This is a genomic window from Cognataquiflexum aquatile, assembly GCF_003316845.1.
Lineage (GTDB): Bacteria > Bacteroidota > Bacteroidia > Cytophagales > Cyclobacteriaceae > Cognataquiflexum > Cognataquiflexum aquatile.
The window spans coordinates 89,429-107,053 of record NZ_QMIK01000002.1; the positions used below are offsets into that span (position 1 = coordinate 89,429).

19 protein-coding genes are annotated in these 17,625 nt (G+C 40.7%); 12 read left to right on the forward strand and 7 right to left on the reverse strand.

Annotated elements, in window-relative coordinates:
* Positions 1-43 precede the first annotated feature (43 nt).
* Positions 44-1,243 carry a redoxin domain-containing protein gene (locus DQW11_RS06810; protein WP_198669859.1) on the reverse strand — a complete coding sequence of 400 codons (1,200 nt, stop codon included), beginning with the start codon at positions 1,241-1,243 and terminating at the stop codon, positions 44-46.
* Positions 1,244-1,423: 180 nt separating this feature from the next.
* Between DQW11_RS06810 and DQW11_RS06815 the strand changes: the two genes are divergently transcribed.
* On the forward strand, positions 1,424-1,885 hold the full coding sequence (locus tag DQW11_RS06815; RefSeq protein WP_113923317.1) for a hypothetical protein: 462 nt from the start codon (positions 1,424-1,426) through the stop codon (positions 1,883-1,885).
* A gap of 45 nt (positions 1,886-1,930) precedes the next feature.
* On the opposite strand, the gene DQW11_RS06820 is transcribed toward DQW11_RS06815, so the two are convergent.
* From DQW11_RS06820 to DQW11_RS22475, 3 genes are all read right to left on the reverse strand, one after another.
* Positions 1,931-3,073, reverse strand: coding sequence for a cysteine desulfurase family protein (locus tag DQW11_RS06820; RefSeq protein WP_113923318.1), 1,143 nt, complete (start codon positions 3,071-3,073; stop codon positions 1,931-1,933).
* 154 nt (positions 3,074-3,227) lie between these two features.
* Positions 3,228-4,619, reverse strand: coding sequence for a phosphoglucosamine mutase (gene glmM / locus DQW11_RS06825; protein WP_113923319.1), 1,392 nt, complete (start codon positions 4,617-4,619; stop codon positions 3,228-3,230).
* Positions 4,620-4,678: 59 nt separating this feature from the next.
* A complete protein-coding gene (locus tag DQW11_RS22475) occupies positions 4,679-4,909 on the reverse strand; it encodes a hypothetical protein (RefSeq protein ID WP_113923320.1) in 231 nt (76 codons plus the stop codon).
* Positions 4,910-4,979: 70 nt separating this feature from the next.
* Here DQW11_RS22475 and mazG point away from each other — a divergent pair, with 70 nt between their 5' ends.
* The 4 genes from mazG to DQW11_RS06850 all read left to right on the forward strand — a co-directional run bounded on the left by mazG (position 4,980) and on the right by DQW11_RS06850 (position 9,050).
* On the forward strand, positions 4,980-5,780 hold the full coding sequence (mazG, locus tag DQW11_RS06835) for a nucleoside triphosphate pyrophosphohydrolase (protein ID WP_113923321.1): 801 nt from the start codon (positions 4,980-4,982) through the stop codon (positions 5,778-5,780).
* Positions 5,781-5,876: 96 nt separating this feature from the next.
* Positions 5,877-6,740, forward strand: a complete 864-nt coding sequence (locus DQW11_RS06840) for an oxygenase MpaB family protein (protein ID WP_113923322.1) — start codon at positions 5,877-5,879, stop codon at positions 6,738-6,740.
* 87 nt (positions 6,741-6,827) lie between these two features.
* Entirely contained in the window at positions 6,828-7,610 is a 783-nt protein-coding gene (locus DQW11_RS06845; RefSeq protein ID WP_157966062.1) for a CHAD domain-containing protein, read from the forward strand.
* A 57-nt stretch (positions 7,611-7,667) separates the two neighbouring features.
* On the forward strand, positions 7,668-9,050 hold the full coding sequence (locus DQW11_RS06850; protein WP_113923324.1) for a methyltransferase RsmF C-terminal domain-like protein: 1,383 nt from the start codon (positions 7,668-7,670) through the stop codon (positions 9,048-9,050).
* Between the two features lie 4 nt (positions 9,051-9,054).
* Here the strand turns inward: DQW11_RS06850 and DQW11_RS06855 are convergent, their stop codons facing one another.
* From DQW11_RS06855 to hflX, 3 genes are read right to left on the reverse strand one after another with little or no spacing between them, the layout of a single operon-like run.
* Positions 9,055-9,384 (reverse strand): type II toxin-antitoxin system RelE/ParE family toxin, encoded by a 330-nt coding sequence (locus tag DQW11_RS06855; protein WP_113923325.1) that lies wholly within the window; start codon positions 9,382-9,384, stop codon positions 9,055-9,057.
* Positions 9,365-9,721, reverse strand: coding sequence for a hypothetical protein (locus tag DQW11_RS06860; protein WP_113923326.1), 357 nt, complete (start codon positions 9,719-9,721; stop codon positions 9,365-9,367). Before DQW11_RS06860 ends, DQW11_RS06855 begins: the two co-directional genes overlap by 20 nt.
* 46 nt (positions 9,722-9,767) lie before the next feature.
* Positions 9,768-11,030, reverse strand: coding sequence for a GTPase HflX (hflX, locus tag DQW11_RS06865; RefSeq protein ID WP_113923696.1), 1,263 nt, complete (start codon positions 11,028-11,030; stop codon positions 9,768-9,770).
* A gap of 229 nt (positions 11,031-11,259) precedes the next feature.
* On the opposite strand from hflX, the gene rfbC reads away from it, so the two are divergent.
* The 7 genes from rfbC to DQW11_RS06900 all read left to right on the forward strand — a co-directional run bounded on the left by rfbC (position 11,260) and on the right by DQW11_RS06900 (position 17,612).
* Positions 11,260-11,811 (forward strand): dTDP-4-dehydrorhamnose 3,5-epimerase, encoded by a 552-nt coding sequence (rfbC, locus tag DQW11_RS06870; RefSeq protein ID WP_113923327.1) that lies wholly within the window; start codon positions 11,260-11,262, stop codon positions 11,809-11,811.
* Complete coding sequence (locus DQW11_RS06875; RefSeq protein ID WP_113923328.1) at positions 11,811-12,563, forward strand: tyrosine-protein phosphatase; 753 nt, start codon at positions 11,811-11,813, stop codon at positions 12,561-12,563. Before rfbC ends, DQW11_RS06875 begins: the two co-directional genes overlap by 1 nt.
* Positions 12,560-13,525, forward strand: coding sequence for an NAD-dependent epimerase/dehydratase family protein (locus DQW11_RS06880; protein ID WP_113923329.1), 966 nt, complete (start codon positions 12,560-12,562; stop codon positions 13,523-13,525). The genes DQW11_RS06875 and DQW11_RS06880 overlap by 4 nt, the downstream gene beginning before the upstream one ends.
* Before the next feature lie 147 nt (positions 13,526-13,672).
* A complete protein-coding gene (locus DQW11_RS06885) occupies positions 13,673-15,100 on the forward strand; it encodes a tetratricopeptide repeat protein (RefSeq protein ID WP_113923330.1) in 1,428 nt (475 codons plus the stop codon).
* Positions 15,101-15,120: 20 nt separating this feature from the next.
* A complete protein-coding gene (locus DQW11_RS06890) occupies positions 15,121-15,891 on the forward strand; it encodes a phosphosulfolactate synthase (protein WP_113923331.1) in 771 nt (256 codons plus the stop codon).
* Positions 15,892-15,939: 48 nt separating this feature from the next.
* The gene (locus DQW11_RS06895; protein ID WP_113923332.1) at positions 15,940-16,875 is read left to right on the forward strand and encodes a DUF368 domain-containing protein; all 936 of its coding nucleotides are present in this window, start codon (positions 15,940-15,942) and stop codon (positions 16,873-16,875) included.
* On the forward strand, positions 16,872-17,612 hold the full coding sequence (locus tag DQW11_RS06900) for a shikimate dehydrogenase family protein (RefSeq protein WP_113923333.1): 741 nt from the start codon (positions 16,872-16,874) through the stop codon (positions 17,610-17,612). The genes DQW11_RS06895 and DQW11_RS06900 overlap by 4 nt, the downstream gene beginning before the upstream one ends.
* Positions 17,613-17,625 lie beyond the last annotated feature (13 nt).

A 17,625-nucleotide genomic window follows, 5' to 3' on the forward strand; every position in this document is an offset into this window, starting at 1 on the left:
CCAAAGTTTGAAACTTTGGAAGAGTATTTAACTCTCCAAAACCTTAATCCTTATACAAAACCAATACATCAATTTCCCGAGATTCTTTTTTGATTGCCAAGCCTAAACTTTTTAAGGCATCGATAAGACTTTGGGGATTTTCCTGTTCAAAATTCAGGTCAAAGAAATAGGTGCCATTGAGATTGGTTTCGTTTATTACAGGTAAACCCAAAATATCAAAATCCTCAAGATATTCGGCCAAATCATTCATAGATGCTCCCTCACTTTGAAATGTACCGCTTCGTCCACTGTAGTAGCTATAATCTTTTGATTCTGTCAGGTTTGGCTGTCCTTTTGAATACAAAACGAATACCTCGGTAGCCCTTTTTTCAAGTTTTCCTTTTATCTCAAACCATTCAGTAAGCCCTTTTGCAAAATATTCATGAAGGTAAGGTTCACTTCCTTTCGACACAATCACGTCCACGCTGTATAGGTTTCCGGGTTTATAGGCTACCAATTCTTTATCAATTAAATGCTCTAACCTCATGGAGCTTTTTTGAAATGCCATCCTATAAAGTCCTTCTATTGAGAAATTATGGGCTGTTATTCTTCTATTTGCAAATGTTCCTTGATTTGGAACTTTGGAAAAAGTGGGAACACCTTCGAATTCCTTTTGGATCACAAAATATTGATCTACATCCTCGTCCACTTCAAAAAAATCATGGCTGGGATCAAAACCTACCTGCTCCTGTTTTAATGGCATAATAGGTTTTTCTCCATCCAATAAGTCCCGGATTGTTTTTTCGGTGATTTGATCCGGTGAGGTAATGGCTATCACTTCGCCGTACTTATCAATCAAAACTGTGTGCGGGATAATCCTGTGTGGGAAATATTTCTGCAGATTCTTCTCTTTATCTGATACAAAGGAAAAACCGAAAGGCCTGTTCACCATAAATTTTTTAATTCTTTCCGGACTTTCATCACTGACAGCGAGCACCAGAATTTCAGAAGTAAAAGTCTTTTGGAGACTTTCCAAATGCGGCATTCCCGCAATACAAGGTCCGCACCATGTTGCCCAAAAGTCGATTAGAATGATTTTTCCGGTTTGATTTTCAAATTTCTTAACCTCATCCGTCTTAAGATCTAGTACTTCAAATGCAGGGATTTTTTCTCCTAAACCTACCACTTGGGACATGGAAAAGTGACTAAAAAGCGAAAAAGCAAGGATCAGGCAAACAAATTTCACTCTCGGGTATGGGTTCATAAATGGGTCTTTGGTAAACATTAACGGGTAGGTATTTAAAAAAGATATGAGCAACTCTTGACTTAAAATTTGGAGACAGGATTAAAACCAAAATTTAGTGATTTAAAAGTTTTTGACCTAAACGTTTTTTTTTGATTATTTTTTCCAACCTTTAAACGAAGTATTAAATATCCGCAAGAGATGAAAAAATCTGCCTATCTCATATTGTTTATTATTCCCCTTTTGTTTTCCTGTATCGACAAAAGCGTCCCTGACTTCAGCGAATGTACAGCTTCAGGTTCTTTGGAAAAATCGGTCCTTGAAACAGAAGTATTGGGAACTTGGGAATGGCAGTTTACAGTCTGTTGTCCTGAATCAAGGGAAGGAATGAAAAAAGATTCCAATATGTATTCAGGCACCAAAATCACCTTTTACGATGATGGTACAGGCAAGAAGGAAGACAAATCCGGAATAGCGGATTTTTCTTGGACGCTAAAAACAGTAGATTTCAACTATTATGGGTTTGATACTGACCCGGCGATATTTTTGATTTCAGGGAGATTATTTATCTGCAATGACCAATTGTTTGCCAATGACAGCTATCGTGACGGGGCTGACAAGTACTTCAGGAAAATCAATGGAACTGAGATTAAACCCAAATAAAATCTTTTCCAAAGTTTGAAACTTTGGAAGAGTTATTCTTCAAAATCAAACCGTCACCCCATAGAGTTCTTTCAGCTTCTCCACAGTATAATCGATCTCTTCTTTGGTAGTGAACCTGCTGAAGGAAAACCTCACGGATTCTCTTTCGGGATCGTGGTTGATTGCCCGGAGTACATGCGAACCGACAGTAGCACCGCTGCTGCAGGCCGATCCGCCGGAAGCCGATATCCCATGTAAGTCAAGGTTGAAAAGCAACATGCCCCTGTTTTCTTCAGAAGGAGGCAGACTCACATTCAATACCGTGTAGAGACTTTTCTCAAAATCCGCTGAAAGCCCATTGAATCCGACTTCAGGAAGATGGTATTGGAGTGATTCAATAAAATGTTTTTTCAATCCTTCTATATGGGCGCGATGTCCTGCCATATCTTCATAGGCAAGTTCCAAGGCTTTGGCGATGCCTACGATGCCGATGACATTTTCGGTACCTCCACGCATATTCCTTTCCTGGGCACCGCCGTGGATGAAGGGATGGATTTTTTTATCCTTTCTCACATATAAAAAACCTGAACCTTTTGGTCCGTGGAATTTGTGCCCACCGGACACGATGGCATCTACAGGAAGATTTTTGAGATCATGGACAAAATGTCCCATGGTCTGCACGGTGTCCGAATGGAAGAAAGCCCCGTATTCTTTTGTCATACCACCGATGGCAGCCAAGTCATTGATATTTCCGATTTCATTGTTGGCATGCATCAGGGAAACCAACGAATTGGGATTCGCCTGAAGCAATTCCCTGAGTTGGTCAAGGTTGATTTCTCCTTTATTATTGACATCCAAAAGGCTGAGTTTTACCTTTCCTTTTTTGGCACAATCCTCCAAAGTATGCAAGACGGCATGATGCTCTATCGGGGAAGTGATGGCATGCTTGATCCCGTGAGTTTCTATGCCGCAGACGAGTGCAGTATTGTCAGCTTCTGTACCGCCTGAAGTAAAAAATATTTCAGTAGGAGAGGAATTGAGCAATTCCGCCACTTTCTTTCTTGCCTTTTCGATCGCAGACCGGACTTCCCTTCCATGGCTGTGTACGGATGAAGGATTGCCGTAATGCTGTCTCATAAAAGGAAGCATGGCCTCGATCACGCGGTCGTCCATGGCAGTGGTGGCGGCATTGTCTAAATAAACTCTCATTTTCTTCTATTTGGGCTGGGTATTGCGTATTTATTTGAAATCGTAGCCAATGGGGAAGGATTAGCGGTTCAGTGGATTGTGGACTGTCGTCCGTGGACGAGTATCTTTTAGCCAATGTTGTGTCTCCACAAACATTAATTAACTCAATAACCTATCATTTTGTATTCGTCACCACTTCTTTGATATCAAGAATAATTTTATTCGCCAAGTGGTCAGCAGTGGCTTGACTTTCGGATTCAGAATAAATCCTGATAATGGGTTCTGTATTTGATTTTCTCAAATGCACCCATTCCTTGTCAAACTCTATTTTGACACCGTCAATGTCATTGATCGGCTGCTTTTTATATTTCTTTTTGACTTCCTCTAGGATCTTGTCCACGTTGATTTCTGGAGTCAGTTCGATTTTGTTTTTAGAAATATGGTAATTCGGATAGCTCGCTCTCAGTCTGGAGATTGTCTTGCCAAACTTGGCCAGATGCGTCAAAAACAAACCAATTCCCACCAATGCATCACGTCCATAATGGGATTCCGGATAGATGACCCCGCCGTTGCCTTCCCCACCGATGATCGCATTTGTCTCCTTCATTTTGTTGACGACGTTGACTTCGCCAACAGCCGCTGCGTGGTAGTGTCCACCTCTTTTTTCGGTGACATCTCTCAATGCCCGTGTAGAACTCAGGTTGGAAACGGTATTGCCGGGAGTCTGCGAAAGCACGTAATCTGCCACAGCCACCAAGGTATATTCCTCCCCAAAAGGACTCCCGTCTTCATTCATAAAGCAAAGTCTGTCGACATCAGGATCGACGACGATGCCCAGGTCATATTTGCCTTTTTTAAGCTTATCGGCAATGTCCCTGAGATTTTCAGGAAGAGGTTCGGGATTATGGGGAAAATGTCCGTCAGGAGTACAATACATTTCCTCGATATCCTCCACGCCAAGTGCCCTCAGCAATTTTGGCAAGGCAATGCCTCCTGTGGAATTCACACAATCAATGACTACTTTAAATTTTTTGGCAGCAATGGCCTCTTTGTCTACAAGCTTGAGACCAAGAACATGCTGTACATGTCGGTCGATGTAATCGTCGATTTGGATATATTTTCCAATTTTTTTGACTTCCGCAAAGGAGAAATTTCCCTTCTCTGCATTATCCAAAATGGATTTTCCTTCCAGGTCTGAAATGAATTCCCCTTTGTCATTTAGCAGTTTCAAGGCATTCCATTGAATAGGATTATGGCTTGCGGTAAGGATGATTCCTCCACCTGCTTTTTCCAAAGGAACAGCCAATTCGACTGTCGGAGTAGTGCTCAGACCAAGGTCGATCACATCAATTCCCAAACCCTGAAGCGTTGCTGCAACAAGTTTGGAGACCATTTCACCTGAGATCCTTGCATCCCTGCCGATGACCACTTTTGGATTTTTTGTTTGGCTGATCACCCAACTGCCATAGGCGGAAGTAAATTTGACAACATCCAAAGGAGTCAATCCTTCACCGGGTTTGCCTCCGATGGTACCTCTAATACCGGAAATAGATTTGATTAACGCCACATTGAAGAGTTTTAAGTGCTAATTGAAAAATCCCGGTAAATCCGGGAGATGAAAAATTTTTATTTGAATTTGGCTAGAACTTTATCCGTTTCATTGTCTGGATTAGCACATGAACTGTTTGCGTCAACAACTTTGCCACAATAACTGCAAGTACCACCGTCCTTATTTAAGAATGGACTTTGTGAAGCACAGGTCCCTTTAAACTCGCCATTTTTGAGGAAAATAAGCCTAACAGACATCAAAACGAAGAACAATGCCAAGAATCCCAAAGTCAAATACAAGGTTGCCATATCAATATAATTTGCGCAAATTTACGTAATACTTTGAAAACGTCCTCACTTTCCGATTAGTTTCCCGAATATGTCTGATTTATCTTTAAGAAAAACCCAACTACAATCTTTTGATAGACTATTGACCATCATGGATGAGCTCCGTGAGCAGTGTCCGTGGGATAGAAAACAGACCCTTGAGAGCCTCAGACACCTCACTATCGAAGAAACTTTTGAGTTGTCAGACGCTATTCTTGAAAACAACCTAGAAGAAATCAAAAAGGAGTTGGGGGATATTCTCCTACATATTGTTTTTTATTCCAAAATCGGTGCCGAAAAAGAAGCCTTCGATATCGGAACAGTCATTGACAGCCTTTGTGAAAAGCTGATCCGGCGACATCCCCACATCTATGGAGATACCGTGGCCAAAGATGAGGAAACCGTCAAACAAAACTGGGAGAAAATCAAACTCAGTGAGAAAGGAAATACGTCCGTTCTTGGTGGTGTGCCGAAGTCTTTACCGGCTTTGATCAAGGCCATGCGGATCCAGGAAAAGGCACGCGGAGTTGGATTTGATTGGGAAGAAAAGCATCAGGTATGGGAAAAAGTGGAAGAGGAAATGCAGGAATTCAAGGAAGAATTTAACACCTTGGAGGGACAGGAAATTGATAAAACGAAGGCAACCGGGGAGTTTGGAGATTTACTTTTTTCTTTGATCAATTACGCAAGGTTTATCGATATCAATCCTGAGGAAGCATTGGAACGGACCAACCTCAAGTTTATCAAACGCTTCCAATACCTCGAAAATGCCGCAAAATCAGCCGGAAGAAAAATAGAGGACATGAGCCTGGCAGAAATGGATGTGTATTGGGAAGAAGCAAAAAAAATCTAGACTGGGATCAAGGAGCTGTTTCTCAAACTTTCTTTTTGTCAAAAAATCCCAAAATCGAATCCCGATTTTGAGCTATTTATTGAAAACAAAACTGCAATGAAAGCCAAATTTTTCTCCGACAGGATCGCCCAATTGGATCCAAAAAAGGACCACAGGGAAATCGCGTTTTTATTAACCTGTCACTGTTTTCCCTGGGATATGGAAAGGGCTTTGGAATTTGCTCTTTTCAGGACTTTTGCAGTTCCCTCCATTTCCAAAATCCTTGTTGGAACAGGCGAGTTTACTTCCCGGACAAGGAAGCGCTATGACGACACCGAACTGATCCTCTATGAAATTCTCGAACACGGAATGGACAGCCTACGTGGCGGGAAGGCCATAGACCGCATGAATGACATGCATGGGAGGTTTAAAATACCGAACGAAGATTTTTTATATGTCTTGTCGACTTTCATCTTTGAACCCATCAGGTGGATGGACAGATTTGGTTGGAGACCGTTTACTGAATTAGAAAAAGAGGCAATTTTAACCAATTACACTTTGCTTGGCCAAAAAATGCATATCACCGGGATACCCGAAACATTGGAAGCTTTTGAAGCTTTTAACCTGGAATATGAAAAAGTACATTTCCGCTTTGACCGCCACAACCAAATAATTGGCAATAAAACCATTGAATTGTTACTTGGATTTTATGTTCCAAAGTTTCTTTTCCCGCTTGGAAAACCACTTTTATATTCTCTCATGGACCGACCTTTACAAAATGCCATGGGATTTAAAAGTCCACCAAAAATTATTTCAGCATTGATGAGTTCACTTTTAAAAACCAGAGCTTGGTTTATTAAATTTTTGCCGGAAAGAAAAAATCCCAAGTTAGGGACCAAACGAAAAAGAGCCACTTACCCAAATGGATACCAAATCGAATCTCTCGGGACGTTTCCTCCACGCCAAAACCATTCAACCTGAAGGTCTTTTCAAAATGGAAATAGATAACCTTTTCCCAAAAAAATTAATTAGTAGTATATTGACCTATCAGACCAAAAAAATCAGAAGTTGAAAAAGGGTGTCCAAAAGGATTATTTTAAAGAAAGGATAAAGGGTGTAGCCGATAATTTATCCCATTTTGTCAAGGATCAAAACCTGGAGGCCCTCCACCAAATGCGCGTAGAGTCCAAAAAGGCGCATTCCTTGTTAAAGCTTCAGGTATTTTCTGATCCTGACAACAAAACCATCAAGTATTTTACACCCATAAGAAAAATATTTAGGCAGGCAGGTTTGATTAGAGAAGCACAATTAAACCTTGAAAACTTGGATTCCATCCAAATTCAGGATGAAAAAATGCGGCACCTTCTTCAAATCACTGTGGAGAAAGAAACCAAAACTTTCCTTTTCAAAGCCAGGCATTTTGGAGACCATCTAAAAAAAAGCGTGGAAAAAACCCTGAAAAAGGTGGAAACTATGCCGGATAAAGCGATATCGGATTTTTTCAGAAATCATTTGCAGCTAGCAAGTAAAAACCTCAAAAGAAAGCTTTTTATCAGTCACCTGCATGAAAGTCGAAAATCTCTAAAGGTTTTGATTCATCTTCATGAATTATCACCAAACTACCAAACCGGAGAATTGCAGCTTAATTGGCCCTACCTTGATCTTCTTCAGGACAAAATCGGAAAATGGCACGACATGCACCGGACAGAATTATGGATGAAAAAGAGCAAGGCAAATAAAAGCAGCCTCAAAGTTATCCATGCCAAGCTCCAAGAACAATTGGCCGAAATCAGGGAACTGAAAAAGGATTTTGAAATAAAAACTTTGGGTTTAAATGGGAACGGGGCTTAGTCAGGAATGAATTTCTTCCTGTTCCGTGTTAATCCTTACTTTTGTCAAAAAACAACAATGTCCAAAATCAACCTTCCCAAAGCATTCGAGTCCCAAATGAAATCCTATCTGGGCGAAAATGAATTCACGGAATTTGCCAAGGCATTGGAAAAAGAACCAAGGGTATCCGTTCGGATCAACAGACATAAAACCCAAACCCAACCCGAAAACAGCATCCAGGTTCCATGGAATGAGGATGGGTATTTTTTAGAAGAAAGGCCTTCCTTTACGCTAGATCCACTTTTTCACGCAGGATGTTATTATGTCCAAGAAGCTTCTTCAATGTTTATCCAACATATACTGAAAAGTATCGAGGCTCCTCAAGACGGCATTTATCTTGATCTTGCCGCGGCTCCCGGAGGCAAGTCTACTTTGTTGAGTAGCTATTTGGGAAACAATGGTTTTTTGGTAGCCAATGAAGTCATCAAATCGCGGGCAAGTATTCTCAAAGAAAACATCATCAAATGGGGGATCGGAAATACCCTGGTCACTCAAAATGATCCTGAGCATTTTGGGGATTTGGCCGGTTTTTTTGATTTGGTATTGGTGGATGCTCCCTGTTCGGGCGAAGGGATGTTTCGCAAAGATCCGGACGCCATGTCGGAATGGTCTGCAGATCACGTGGCACTTTGTGCAGCAAGACAGGAAAGAATCATGGACCATGCCGGCTCTTTTGTCAAAGGTGGCGGCTACCTGATTTACAGCACCTGTACTTTCAACGAAAAGGAAAATGAAGAAATGATCAGGTTTATCGTAACAGAATACGATTATGAACCTGTCAGAATTCCTTTGGATAGTGCTTGGGGAATTGTGGAGTCGGAAGTTGATATTGATGGAAACAGTTTTTTTGGGTACCGATTTTTCCCACACCGTGTGGAAGGAGAGGGATTTTTTATAACTGTCCTCAAAAGACCCGAAAACTCTTTGGTACACGAACCAAAAAGAACCAAAGATTTCAAGCATCCTTACATCAAACCGGTCGGAAAACAAGAAGCGGAAAACCTGATGGTTCAGTTGGGGTTACCGGATTACAGTTGTTTTTACAATCTTCAGGATAGTTTTTTTTGGGTTAACAAAGATTTTCAGCAGCATTTTGAATACCTGTGCAGGTTTTTGAATATCCGGTATTTTGGAGTAGAACTTGGCAAAATCAACAAGCAGCAATTCATTCCCAACCATGAATTAGCCGTAAGTATATTGCCAAAATCAGGGTTTTTGACTTATGACCTTGACTTGAAGGAGGCTTTGGATTTTTTGAGAAAAGAGGATATTCCTTTAAAGGATTTACCGGATGGTTGGGTTTTGGTAAAGTATAAAAACATGCCTTTGGGATGGCTGAAAAACCTTGGCAACCGAACCAACAATTACTATCCAAAAGATTGGCGGATCAGGATGAAGTAATTTATCAAGACAGCCCTCCTTTTATTTTATTGGGATTTTGGCTGGTATGAAATATTTTTAGAATAATGATTTCACTGTTGGTTACTTCATAAATTATTTTGTAACTCCAAATAGTTCGTGACCGAAAATTCCCTTCCAATTCTTCTAAGAAAGGCTCTTTTGCAAATTTTTCCTCGTAGAGAGGTATATTTTTAACTATTTCTAAAATTCTGTTTTTTACTTTTTTTGCTTGAACTACAGAATCTTCTTTAATGAAAAAATATATATTCTTTAAATCCTCCTTTGCTGAGATATCCCACTTGATTGGGAGTTTTTTACCAGGATTCGGATTCATTTTCTACTTCTTCCTGATTAAAAAACTTTCCTGATTTTACCCTTTTTGAAGCTTCAAACAACTCTTTCCTGAGGCCATCACCAGTTATGGCACTTCCATTTGTGGATATCCCAATAAAATCTTCTTCGGAAATAAAATTTTTTTCTAGGTTGTCAAAAATTCTCCCTGTTTTTATATCGGCTTCAGATTTTTCAGCATTTACAATTAATTGAATTCTAATTGCCTCCTCAATTGATTTGCTTTCCAAAAGTTCTTTAATGCCCTGCAGAACCTTCAGGTCTGAAATTTCCTCCAACATTTCTTTCAATTCATTCCTAAGTATGTTTAGGTCTTTCATAATTCAATTTTTCTATCAATTTACAAATTTTCCATTTTGAAGGAAATTATTCACCTTCAAACTTTGACATATCCACTACTTCATCTTCGAGGTAATGCGGATAGATTTTGAGATGTTGCTTTTTGACTTCTTTCACCAGTGATTCCCTGAATGCCTCGACATTGGTTCCATCACCAGCAGCCATAAATACTGGAGCAATGCCATACTTCTTTTGATACGCAACAGCTAATTTTTGAAAATCCAGGTACTTGCTTTCCGCCACTTCCAATTCAGTCATGTGCATCATTTCTTCTTCTGTTGGCATTTTGGGAACCAAGTCAATTTTATTAAATACCAAAAATACCGGCTTATCACCTGCTCCGATCTCATTCAAAGTATTGTTGACCACGGTAATATGGTCCTCAAAGTTGGGATGAGAGAGATCCACCACATGTACCAACAAATCTGCTTCCCGGATTTCATCCAAAGTTGACTTGAATGATTCTATCAGATGGGTTGGCAGTTTTCGGATAAAACCGACGGTGTCCGAAAGGAGGAACGGAATATTTTCATACACAACTTTCCTAACTGTGGAGTCTACCGTGGCAAAAAGCTTGTTTTCAGCCAAAATATCAGACTTGGTGATCAGGTTCATCAAGGTGCTTTTGCCGACATTGGTGTACCCTACCAGGGCAACCCTTACGATTCCCTTTCTTCCCTTCCGTTGGGTAGCACTCTGCTTTTCAATTTCCTTCAGTTTTTCTTTCAGTAGAGTGATTTTGGTTCGGATATCCCTTTTATCTGTTTCAATTTCTTTTTCACCGGCGCCACCTCTGGTTCCTGTTCCTCCCCGCTGTCTTTCCAAGTGGGTCCACATTCGGGTAAGCCTAGGCAAGAGGTATTGGAATCGCGCCAATTCAACCTGAGTTTTGGCTTGGGCAGTCTGTGCTCTTTTTAGAAAAATATCCAGGATCAATAAAGAACGGTCGTAGACTTTTACTTTGAGTTCATTTTCCAGATTTCTCATTTGGGATGGCGAAAGGTCATCATCAAAAATGACCATATCCACTTCAAAATGCGTCACATAAGCTTTTATTTCCTCAAGCTTACCTGTTCCCACAAAGGTCCTCACGTCAGGTCTCTCCAGCCTTTGGGTAAACTTATAGACTGTTCTGGCTCCAAGAGTCTCCGTCAGAAATGCAAGTTCATCCAGGTATTCGTTCACTTGTTGCTCCGTTTGACCCTGACGGATCAGGGCCACCATGACGGCAGTTTCCTGAATCGGGGCAGTTTCAAACAGTTTTTGGAATTTTCTTGAAATTTTACTCATAGCATTTTGGCAGTATAATTGAAAAAGGGAAGCAAACCGGAAATAGTTCCAAATAGGAATGTAGTACAAATTTAACATCCTAAGGACAATTAGCCTTATATTTGGAACATTAAAACCCAGTGTTTGCGTATTATCCTAAATTTTATTCTCCCAAATTGATACCGGTATTGGGGTTTTCCCCAGTCTGTCATCGGATTCTAATTGGCTTATTTACCTGCAACGACAAAAAATGAAAGTAACAACCACGCCTATCGAAGGTCTATTTGAAATACATCCTGTCGTATTTAAAGACGAACGCGGTTATTTTTTCGAATCATTCAGAAAGGAAACCTTCCTTTCCCAGGGCATCGACAAAGACTGGGTTCAGGAAAACCAATCATTCTCCAAAGCTGGCACAATTCGTGGGCTCCATTACCAAAATGAACCATATGCCCAAGCCAAGCTGGTCAAAGTTATCAGCGGAAAGGTTCTTGATGTGGTGGTAGACCTCAGAAAAGGATCAAAAACCTTTGGAAAGGTATTCAGCAAAGTTTTGGATGACCAAAACCACAACATGCTTTATGTACCAGAGGGTTTTGGGCATGGATTTTCAGTATTGGAAGACGCGGTATTTTCTTACAAATGTTCCAATTATTACAACAAATCGAGCGAAGGCGGAGTAATATGGAATGACCCGGTATTGGATATAGACTGGCAGGTGGATTCACCCATAATTTCTGCCAAAGACCAAGTTCTTCCAACATTCGAAGAATTTACAGAAATGACCAAAGGAGGACTATAATGGGATTATTTGATTTTTTGAAAGGTAAGACAAAAGAAAATACACCTGAAAAGCTCGATCTGAGCTGGATGCAAGCCGACATGCATTCACACCTGATTCCGGGTATCGATGATGGATCCAAGACAATTGAAGAATCTTTGGAGATGATCTCCCGATTGAAGGATTTTGGCATCCGGAAGATCGTGACCACCCCGCATATCATGTCGGAGTTTTACAAAAATACACCGGAGATTATTCTTGGTGGATTGGAAATAGTAAAAAAGGCACTTCAAAAAGAGTCCATAAATATTGAAATCAGCGCTGCTGCTGAATATTACCTAGACGAATTTTTTCTCGAAAAGGTAAGGAACGGAGAGAAACTGCTTACCGTCTACAAAAACCATGTGTTGGTAGAAACAGGTTTTGTGGCAAAACCGCTGATGTTGGTGGAGATTTTTTTTGAAATGGAAATGAACGGGTATAAGCCGATATTGGCACATCCTGAGCGCTATCAATACCTGGCACAAGACAAGAAATTGCTCCATGAAATGATCGATCGAGATATTTATTTCCAGCTCAACCTTTTGTCCCTCACGGGATTTTATTCAAGGCACATTCAGACTTTTGCAGAATTGCTCGTAAAAGAAGGAAGGGTCAAATACCTTGGCACAGATACCCATAACCACCGCTATCTGGACGCTTTGCAAAACCTGCCCCAAAGCAAATATTTCGATATCATTCAGAAAATCCCCTTATTCAATACCCATTTATGAAAATATTGGTCACAGGAGCAACCGGTCTTTTTGGGAGTTACCTTTCCAAAAAATTTATGGAGGAAGGTGAAATTCTTGCTCTGAAAAGAGAAAACAGGTCGAAAGGACTCTTGGATGGAAGAGATGAGGGCATCACTTGGGTGGAAGGAGATATCCTTGATCCCCTTTCTTTGGAGGAGGCCATGGAAAATGTGGATCTGGTCATCCATTCAGCAGGGATGGTTTCCTTCAATCCGGGAGACGAAGATGAATTGATGAAAATCAATGTAGGCGGCACTGCCAATGTGGTCAATGCGATGCTTGCAAAAGGGGTCAAAAAACTGATCCATGTAAGTTCGGTTTCGGCACTTGGCCGTACAGCCGAAGCAAAGGTTTCTGATGAAAATACCCCTTGGGTGGAATCCAAACTTAACACACCGTATGCCATTTCCAAGTACCAGGCCGAACTAGAAGTCTGGCGGGGAGTGCAGGAGGGATTAGAAGCTTTGGTGGTTTTGCCTACGGTCATTTTGGGAAAAGTCAGTGATGACAGAAGCAGTACACAGATCTACCACTACGTTTTGGAGGAAAGTAAATTTTATCCTGCCGGCACAGTCAATTTTATAGATATCAGGGATGCAGTAGCCATCACCCACCAACTTTTCAAAAAAAACCTTTGGGACCAAAAATTTATCCTCAACCACAGTGCAGTTCTTTACAAAGATTTTTTTAATACCATGGCCAAAATTTTCGGAAAAAAAGGCCCCTCCAAAAAAGTAAGCCCCATCCAGATCAGGCTTGCCATATTTTTTATAGGAATCGGAAGGCTTCTTGGATTGACCAAAAACCCCCTCAACAAGCAGACCGCCATGCTATCACAGCTGTCGATCACCATGGACAACCAAAAAGTACAGCAGGAGATCAACTTCAGGTACCGAACTTTGGAGGACAGTTTCAGATGGGCCATCTCGAACGAAAAATAAGAGAGGGACGTTTATTCATTTGAAATTTCAAAATCCGCTATTTGGGGAATTTGGCCACTGTTGGCTACTTCTTTAAAAAAATATTCAAAGAGGGATTTTGTACCAAAAAATAATTTGGTATCTTAAGTAAACTATTAAAAGAAACAGATGACCGGAGATTTTGATAACGATTGGGAAGAAGACAAAGAACTTGTAGAACGGTTTGAAAATTCACTTAAATCCAATTTGGATCTTTATTTTGAAGAAGAGGAATTGGAAAACATTGTCCGGTTTTATTTTGATCAGCAGAAGTACGTAAAGGCACTCAAAGCATCCGCCCATGCTTTGGAAAAATTCCCATTTAGTGTGGAAATCAAGCTTCTAAAGGCACAGTGCCTCATATTCAATGATGAACTGGAAGAAGGATTGGAAATACTTGAAAATCTGAACAACCTTTCACCTAACAATGAAGACATTGTCTTGGCGCTCAGTCAGGCTTTGATGATCAACAGCAACATCAAAGAAGCCATAGATTTGTTGGAGGATTTTTTACCCTTGGCCGAAGATAAGGCTGAAGTGTATTATACCCTCGGCAACCTTTATAAAGCCAATGAAAACAACGAAAAAGCCACTTATTATTACAAGGAGTGCGTCAAGGTCAAAATCAACCATGAAGATGCCTTGTTCCAACTGGCAATGATCACTGAGGAGGAAGGTTCCTTTGATGAGATACTGGATTTTTATCAGGAATTTATCGATCAGGATCCGTATAGCGCAGGCGCATGGTATAACCTTGGTGTGGTTTATAACAGACTTGGAAGGTTTGAAGAAGCGATTCAGGCATATGATTATGCACTGATTATCGACGATGCCTTTGCCTCTGCGTATTTCAACTTGGGCAATGCTTACATGAATACCAACCAATTTGAACTTGCGCTTGAAGCCTATCAAAACACCATCAATTGTGAGGGAGCAAATGCCGAAAACTGCTGCTATCTCGGTGCCGCCTATGAAAAACTGGATCAGATAGACCTGGCTTTCAAAAATTTCAAGAAATCAGCCAAGCTTGATCCTGAATATGACGATGCATGGTTTGGATTGGGAATGTGCATGCTCAAAAAAGAAAAATTTTTTGAAGCCATCCATTATTTCAAAAAAGCGATCAAAATCACCAAAGAAAACGCAACCTATTGGGTAGGCCTTGCAGATGCTGAATACAACCTCGGCAACCTTCAGGCAAGTTCTGAAGCCTATGAAGAAGCCATCACGCTAGAACCGGGCATTATAGAAACTTATGTCAACCTGTCGATCATATATTTTGACCAAAATAGGTTTGAGGAGGCAGAAGACGTGATCAAAGAAGGGATCGAAGAACTGCCGGAAGAGTCAGAACTATATTACAGACTGGTAGTCTACCTCTTAAAATCAGCTAAATACAAGGAAGCCTTTTCATATTTAGAAAATGCATTAACTTTGGACTTTGGGAGACACACACTGTTGTATGATTTGATGCCAGAAATAAAGCATCAAAAGGCTATTTTCAAAATCATCTCCCAATATAAGGATGCCGATACATCATCCAATCTAAACAATTAATTACCTGAAATTCGAACTTAATGAATTACGTTCTGAAGAATCTGCCTGTACGAACCGAAAAACCACGTACTACGGGGTTTACTATGGTTATGGACAAAGGCATGGGCATCAGGGAAGTCGAAAACTTCGTTGATGCAAACAGTGATTATGTGGACATTGTCAAGTTGGGATGGGCAACGTCCTATCTCACAAAAAATCTTGCACAAAAGATCCAGATTTATAAAGACGCAGGAATTCCTGTCTATTTGGGAGGCACCTTGTTTGAGGCATTTGTCATCAGAGGTCAATTTGAAGATTATAGACGGGTTCTAGAAAAGTTTGACCTGACTTTTGCAGAGGTTTCTGACGGTTCAATCAGTCTCAACCACGGCAAAAAGTGTGAATACATAGAGATTCTTTCCAAAGATGTCACCGTCTTGTCCGAAGTAGGATCAAAAGATGCTGCCAAAATCATCCCTCCATATAAATGGATTGAACAGATGCAAAGTGAACTTGATGCAGGTTCATGGAAGGTCATCGGTGAAGCAAGAGAAGGGGGAAATGTGGGTTTGTTCAGAGATTCCGGAGAGGTCAGACAAGGTCTGGTGGAAGAAATCCTGACAAAAATCCCCGAAGACCGTATCATCTGGGAAGCTCCGCAAAAAGAACAGCAAGTTTGGTTTGTAAAACTTCTTGGTGCCAATGTCAATTTAGGAAATATCGCCCCTAATGAACTTATTCCGCTTGAAACCATCCGATTGGGACTTAGGGGAGATACTTTTGACCATTTCTTGGGCGCACATCTCATGTAATAATATTTACGGACAGCTCAGCATATAAGCTGTCCTTCTTTTCAATTTATGAAAAATCTTAAAGATTATATTTTGACATACCTGAAAGGAATGTCAATGGGAGCGGCTGATGTCGTTCCTGGCGTTTCAGGAGGTTCTATTGCCTTAATTGCAGGAATTTACGAGAGACTCCTCGACAGCATCAAGTCTGTGGATAAAACTGCACTTGGGTTACTATTGAAATTTGAGATAAAAAATCTTTGGAATCATATTGATGCCAGTTTCTTGTTTACCCTGTTAGCCGGGATCATGACAAGTATTTTTTCACTTTCCAAAGTGATTACGTATTTGATGGACTACCATCCAATTCCACTTTGGTCATTCTTTTGTGGTTTGATCATCATTTCAGCTATACTTATTCTTAAAGATATTCAACGTTGGACTTTTGGGGTTGTCCTGGCGCTGATTATCGGGACTGTCGTTGCTTATTGGATTACAAGTCTCCCGCCAACCACCACACCAAACACGCTATGGTTTACATTCGTAGCAGGTGCCATTGCAATTTGTGCTATGATTTTGCCGGGTATCTCAGGAAGCTTTTTGCTTTTGGTCATGGGGCAATATGAAAGAATAATTGGTGCAGTCAATGAAAAGGACTTTCTTATTATTATCGTTTTTGGATCCGGATGCCTCGTCGGCATTCTTGCATTCAGTCGAGTAGTTTCCTATTTATTGAAACATTACCATGCTGTCACTATCGGTGTTCTTTCCGGATTTATGGTAGGTTCGCTCAATAAAATCTGGCCTTGGAAAGAGATCTTATCTTATCAGATTTCGGCCAAAGGTGAACAAATTCCGATGGTAACCAAAAACATTCTTCCTCAAAATTATTTAGAAACCTCAGGTCAAGAGCCTTTGGTTCTGTATGCCATTCTTGCATTTCTTTTTGGTATCCTGTTGGTATTGGGAATCGAAAGAACTGCCGCATACCTACAGAAAAGATGAGAAAATTTGGATTGATAGGCTATCCTTTGACCCATTCTTTTTCGAAGAAGTATTTTACTTCCAAATTCGCAAGGGAGGGAATCGTTGACTGTCAATACGATTTATATGAAATCCCGGACATTTCCCTTTTTCCCAAAATACTGTCCGAAAATCCTGAACTGGAAGGCATCAATGTCACCATTCCATACAAGGAAAAGGTTATTCCCTTTCTGGATGAAATGGATCCTGCCTGCCAAAAAATCGGTGCTGTCAATTGTATCCAAAACAAAGAGGGAAAACTCAAAGGATACAATACTGACTATTTGGGGTTCAGACAATCTTTGGAATCTTTTCTTGGAAATACCAGGCCCAAAGCATTGGTCTTGGGAACAGGAGGAGCGTCCAAAGCAGTAGTACAGGCTCTTGCAGATATGGAAATTCCTTTCCAGATGGTTTCCAGAACTCGTTCCGAAAAACATGGATGGATCACTTATCAGGATTTGGAACAGAATCCTGAATTCTTGGAAACCCACCATCTCATCATCAATACCACTCCTGTAGGCACGTATCCCAAAACTGAGGAAATGCCCCAAATCAACCCCAACTACATCACCGGGATGCATAAAGTATATGATTTGGTGTACAATCCCGAAAAAACATTTTTGATGCGGTCCCTTGAGGCGCGCGGTGCACTGGTAAAAAATGGATTGGAAATGCTCCAACTTCAGGCCGAGGCTGCCTGGAGAATCTGGAATTGATTTCTTTTCACAT

Coding starts and splice junctions, on each gene's coding strand:
- DQW11_RS06880 (WP_113923329.1), top strand. CDS start 12,560: ATGAAAATATTGGTCACAGGAGCAACCGGTCTTTTTGGGAGTTACCTT.
- DQW11_RS06900 (WP_113923333.1), top strand. CDS start 16,872: ATGAGAAAATTTGGATTGATAGGCTATCCTTTGACCCATTCTTTTTCG.
- DQW11_RS06850 (WP_113923324.1), top strand. CDS start 7,668: ATGTCCAAAATCAACCTTCCCAAAGCATTCGAGTCCCAAATGAAATCC.
- DQW11_RS06895 (WP_113923332.1), top strand. CDS start 15,940: ATGAAAAATCTTAAAGATTATATTTTGACATACCTGAAAGGAATGTCA.
- DQW11_RS06810 (WP_198669859.1), bottom strand. CDS start 1,243: ATGAACCCATACCCGAGAGTGAAATTTGTTTGCCTGATCCTTGCTTTT.
- DQW11_RS06860 (WP_113923326.1), bottom strand. CDS start 9,721: ATGAAAGACCTAAACATACTTAGGAATGAATTGAAAGAAATGTTGGAG.
- DQW11_RS22475 (WP_113923320.1), bottom strand. CDS start 4,909: ATGGCAACCTTGTATTTGACTTTGGGATTCTTGGCATTGTTCTTCGTT.
- DQW11_RS06875 (WP_113923328.1), top strand. CDS start 11,811: ATGGGATTATTTGATTTTTTGAAAGGTAAGACAAAAGAAAATACACCT.
- mazG (WP_113923321.1), top strand. CDS start 4,980: ATGTCTGATTTATCTTTAAGAAAAACCCAACTACAATCTTTTGATAGA.
- DQW11_RS06885 (WP_113923330.1), top strand. CDS start 13,673: ATGACCGGAGATTTTGATAACGATTGGGAAGAAGACAAAGAACTTGTA.
- DQW11_RS06815 (WP_113923317.1), top strand. CDS start 1,424: ATGAAAAAATCTGCCTATCTCATATTGTTTATTATTCCCCTTTTGTTT.
- DQW11_RS06840 (WP_113923322.1), top strand. CDS start 5,877: ATGAAAGCCAAATTTTTCTCCGACAGGATCGCCCAATTGGATCCAAAA.
- DQW11_RS06855 (WP_113923325.1), bottom strand. CDS start 9,384: ATGAATCCGAATCCTGGTAAAAAACTCCCAATCAAGTGGGATATCTCA.
- DQW11_RS06820 (WP_113923318.1), bottom strand. CDS start 3,073: ATGAGAGTTTATTTAGACAATGCCGCCACCACTGCCATGGACGACCGC.
- hflX (WP_113923696.1), bottom strand. CDS start 11,030: ATGAGTAAAATTTCAAGAAAATTCCAAAAACTGTTTGAAACTGCCCCG.
- rfbC (WP_113923327.1), top strand. CDS start 11,260: ATGAAAGTAACAACCACGCCTATCGAAGGTCTATTTGAAATACATCCT.
- DQW11_RS06890 (WP_113923331.1), top strand. CDS start 15,121: ATGAATTACGTTCTGAAGAATCTGCCTGTACGAACCGAAAAACCACGT.